Source organism: Trebonia sp. (assembly GCF_030042015.1).
Lineage (GTDB): Bacteria > Actinomycetota > Actinomycetes > Streptosporangiales > Streptosporangiaceae > Trebonia.
This window is the reverse complement of record NZ_JASIAL010000548.1, coordinates 1-3,611: the sequence shown is the minus strand read 5'-3', so window position 1 is coordinate 3,611 and position 3,611 is coordinate 1. Positions and strand designations below refer to the sequence as shown.

Below are 3,611 nucleotides of genomic sequence, written 5' to 3'. Positions count from 1 at the left end.
GGGGACACCGCGGCGCGGCCGGGGCGCCCGGGGCGCCCGACGTGCCCGATGTGCCCGGGGCAGCCGGGACAGCGCGGGGCCGGGGCAGGCGACTGCACGCTGACCCCGCAACTGGGGACCGGCTCACTAGCCAGGATGCCCCGCCGCAGCCACCCGCCGGAACGGGCAGCCAGGCGAAACCGGGCGGCCCTCGGCCGGCCGGGCACGCAAGGTCGCGCGCCGGCGGGCCCCGCAGGCGGCTACCGTTGACCGGGTGAAGAGGGCGCTGCGATGGACAGGCCGGGCAGGCGCGGGCCTCGCGCTGGCCGCGCTGCTCGCACCCGCCCTGCTGAGCCTGTCCGCGCCGCCCGCCCGGGCTGCGCCGCCGGCCGCCGGCAACGGGCACACGGTCGCCCACGTCGTGATCGTGGGCATACCGGGGCTGCGCTGGACCTTCGCCTCCGCCGCGAGCACGCCGGCGCTGTGGCGGCTGGCGGGCGAGGGCTCGGTGGGGTCGCTCGTCGACTACGCCGAACAGCCGCTCGCCTGCCCCGACGACGGCTGGCTGACGCTCAACGGCGGCGCACGGGCACAGGGACCGCGCCCCTGCCCGGCGCTGCCCGCCGTCAGGCCGGCCGGCGGCGGCGCCCGCGTCCCCGCCATGGCCCAGATCGTGGCGTACAACCGGCAGTTCCACGAGAACCCCGACTGGGGGCTGCTCGCCAGCCTGGCCAGCTGCGCCACCGCGGTCGGCCCGGGCGCCGCGCTCGCCCTGGCGACCCCCTCAGGTGCCGTCTCTGCCTACCTGCCGTCCCCATCGGACATCACCGCCGCGGTGCTGGCCCGCTGCCCGCTGACCGTGATCGACCTCGGCGCCATCACGGTTCCCGAACGAGCATCGGCGGCTGCCGCCGACCACGTCCTCGCCCGGATCGTGGCCGGCCTGCCGCCGGACACGATGCTGCTGGTCGCCGCGCCAGGAGCCGCGCTGGCGGACGGGCCGCACCTGCGGTCCGTCGTGGTGAGCGGGCCCGGGTTCAGCGGCGGCCTGCTCGATTCCGCGTCCACCAGGCAGCCGGGGATCGTGACGATCACCGACCTGACCCCGACGGTCGCCGGCTGGCTCGGCCGCCACGTGCCCCCAGGGATCAGCGGGGCCATGCTGACCAGCGTCCCCAGGGGGCCGCTGGCCGCCGCGATCCGGGCCCTGGTGGGCAGGGATACGGCCGAGCAGGTGTGGATCAGCACGCACGGCTGGTTCTTCATCGGCTACGCGCTCGCGGACGCCCTCGTGCTCGGCGTGCCCGCCCTGCTGTGCTGGGGCGCCGGTCCCGGGCGTGCCCGCCGCCGGGCCAGCTGGTGGCGGACGGCCGGGGTGTTCGCCGCTGCCGTTCCCGCCGGCACGTTCCTTGCCAACCTGGTGCCCTGGTGGCTGCACGCCCACCCGGCGGCCTGGTTGTACGGCATCGCGGTCGCGTGGGCACTGGCGGTCGGGGCCGCGGCCCTGGCGGGGCCGTGGCGGCGGGACGCCCTCGGCCCGTACGGGGCGATCTGCCTGTTCACCCTGGCCGTGCTCGGCATCGACGTCATGACCGGGTCCCGGCTGCAGCTCGAGACGCCGTTCGGGCTCTCGCTGATCGAGGGCGGGCGGTTCTACGGGATCGGCAACGAGGCGCTTGGCGTCTACTGCGCCTGCGCCCTGACCGGCGCCGCCTGGCTCGGCCTGCTCGCGGCGCGCCGCTTCCCTGCGCGCCGGTGGCCCGCCGTGCTCGCGGCGTCCGCCGTCGGGCTGTTCGCGGTCGTGGCGGCCGGCTGGCCCGGATTCGGCGCCAAGGTGGGCGCGACGATCGCGCTCGTGCCGTGCCTGGTCGTGCTGGTGCTTGCGATCGCGGGTAGGGGCGTCAGCCGGCGGTGGGCGGCGCCCGTGGCGGTGAGCGGGCTGCTGGTGTTCGCCGCGTTCGCCGTGGTCAGCTACTTCTTCCCGGCGGCCGGGATCTCCGACATCGGGGCGTTCGCGGGGAACCTGCTGCACGGCCGCGGCGGCGCGCTGCTCGAGCGCAAGGTCAGCTCTAACGTGGACACGCTCACGGTCAGCGTGTTCAGCTGGCTGATCCCGGTCACGGCCGTCGCGGCCTGGGCGGCGCTGTGGCGGCCTGCGGCATTGCGGCTGCGGACGCTGAACCGGGCGTTCGCCGCCGAGCCGCTGCTGCGGACCCTCGCCTGGCTGATCTGGCTGGTGCTCGTCATCGGCTGGTTCGCCGACGACTCGGGGGTGATCGTGCCCGCCGCCGCGCTCCCCTTCGCGCTGCCGCTTGTGATCTGTATGGCGGCGTCCGCTTCCGGCCGGGTTGGTGCGGCGCGCTATGTTGGTACCGCCTTCGCCGGGTCTTCCGTCGCAGGCCAGACCCCGAGGTTAGGCAGAGGACGCCTGAGTGCAGTACCAGCTTTCGCGTCTCGTGATCGGCCCGTTCCTGCACGCGATCGGAAGGCCGAGGGCCGTCGGCCTTGAGCACATCCCCGCGACCGGGCCCGCGGTCATCGCGTCCAACCACCTGTCGTTCATCGACTCCATGTACCTGCCGCTGATGATCGACCGGCCGGTCGTGTTCCCCGCCAAGGCCGAGTACTTCACCGCCAGGGGCCCGCTCGGACGGCTGTGGGCGGCCTACCTGCGGTCGACCAACCAGCTTCAGATCGACCGGGAGGGAGCGCGGTCGGCGCAGGCCACGCTTGAGGCGGCGGTGGACCTGCTCCGGGCGGGCGAGCTGTTCGGGTTCTACCCGGAGGGCACCCGGTCGCCGGACGGCCGGCTCTACCGGGGCAGGTCGGGCATCGGCTACCTGGCACTGAACTCCGGCGCGCCGGTGATCCCCGTGGCGATGATGGGGACGAGGAAGATGCTGCCCCCTGGCGCGCCGCTGCCCCACCCGACCCGGATCGAGATCAGGATCGGGGAGCCGCTGACGTTCGATCACCTGGCCGGGGAACCGCCGGCGAAGGCGCGGCGCGCCGTGGCCGACGAGGTGATGCGGGCGATCAGGCAGCTGTCCGGCCAGGAGTACGTGCACTTGTACGCGTCCGACGTCAAGTCCAAGCTCGCGGCGGGCAAAGCCTAGGCAGCGGCCCGGACCGTTCTGACTGCTAATTTTCCTCCCACTCGATGACAGGCTGCGGCCCGGTGGAGGCGGCCGGGTTCCACACGTACATCGGGCCGGTGCTCGTCGCCCAGTCGGGCAGGTCCGCGACGACCGGCGCGGCGGCGAACTCGGCCGGCGCCTGCTCCCAGGGGGCCAGCGCCCCGTGCTCGCCTGCGCGCGGCCGAGCGCCGGCGGCCGGCCGCGCGCTCGCCTGCGCCGGCGGGCTGGCGGGCCCCCACGGGGGCCCTCCTGTCGTCACCCGCCTGGTGTGCGGGCGCGCGGCCGGCCCGAGCGAGCCGGCCGACCCAGGTACGACGCGCACGGCGCGCCCTGCCGTGGTGCCCGCGGCGCCAGGCGCGCGCGGCTGACCCAGGGCGCGGGTGCCGTGCTGGCCGGCCGAGTGCTGCTGCCGCGCGGCGCGGGACCGCCTGGCGTGGCTGCCGCCCGGCCCCGCCCGCGGCGACCGCGGCAGCCGCGCGGATTGCGCGCGCCTGC

The 3,611-nt window shown here is 75.8% G+C and carries 2 protein-coding genes and 1 pseudogene; 2 read left to right on the top strand and 1 reads right to left on the bottom strand.

The genetic code is table 11. The features are described 5' to 3' along the window. The first annotated feature begins 253 nt into the window (after positions 1-253). Both Q1N79_RS29105 and Q1N79_RS29100 read left to right on the top strand, forming a co-directional pair. Complete coding sequence (locus Q1N79_RS29105; protein ID WP_300614304.1) at positions 254-2,488, top strand: hypothetical protein; 2,235 nt, start codon at positions 254-256, stop codon at positions 2,486-2,488. Continuing rightward, on the top strand, positions 2,412-3,095 hold the full coding sequence (locus Q1N79_RS29100) for a 1-acyl-sn-glycerol-3-phosphate acyltransferase (RefSeq protein WP_300614302.1): 684 nt from the start codon (positions 2,412-2,414) through the stop codon (positions 3,093-3,095). Before Q1N79_RS29105 ends, Q1N79_RS29100 begins: the two co-directional genes overlap by 77 nt. Before the next feature lie 25 nt (positions 3,096-3,120). Here the strand turns inward: Q1N79_RS29100 and Q1N79_RS29095 are convergent. Beyond that, positions 3,121-3,611 (bottom strand): annotated as a pseudogene (locus Q1N79_RS29095) (hypothetical protein); the annotation flags it as partial.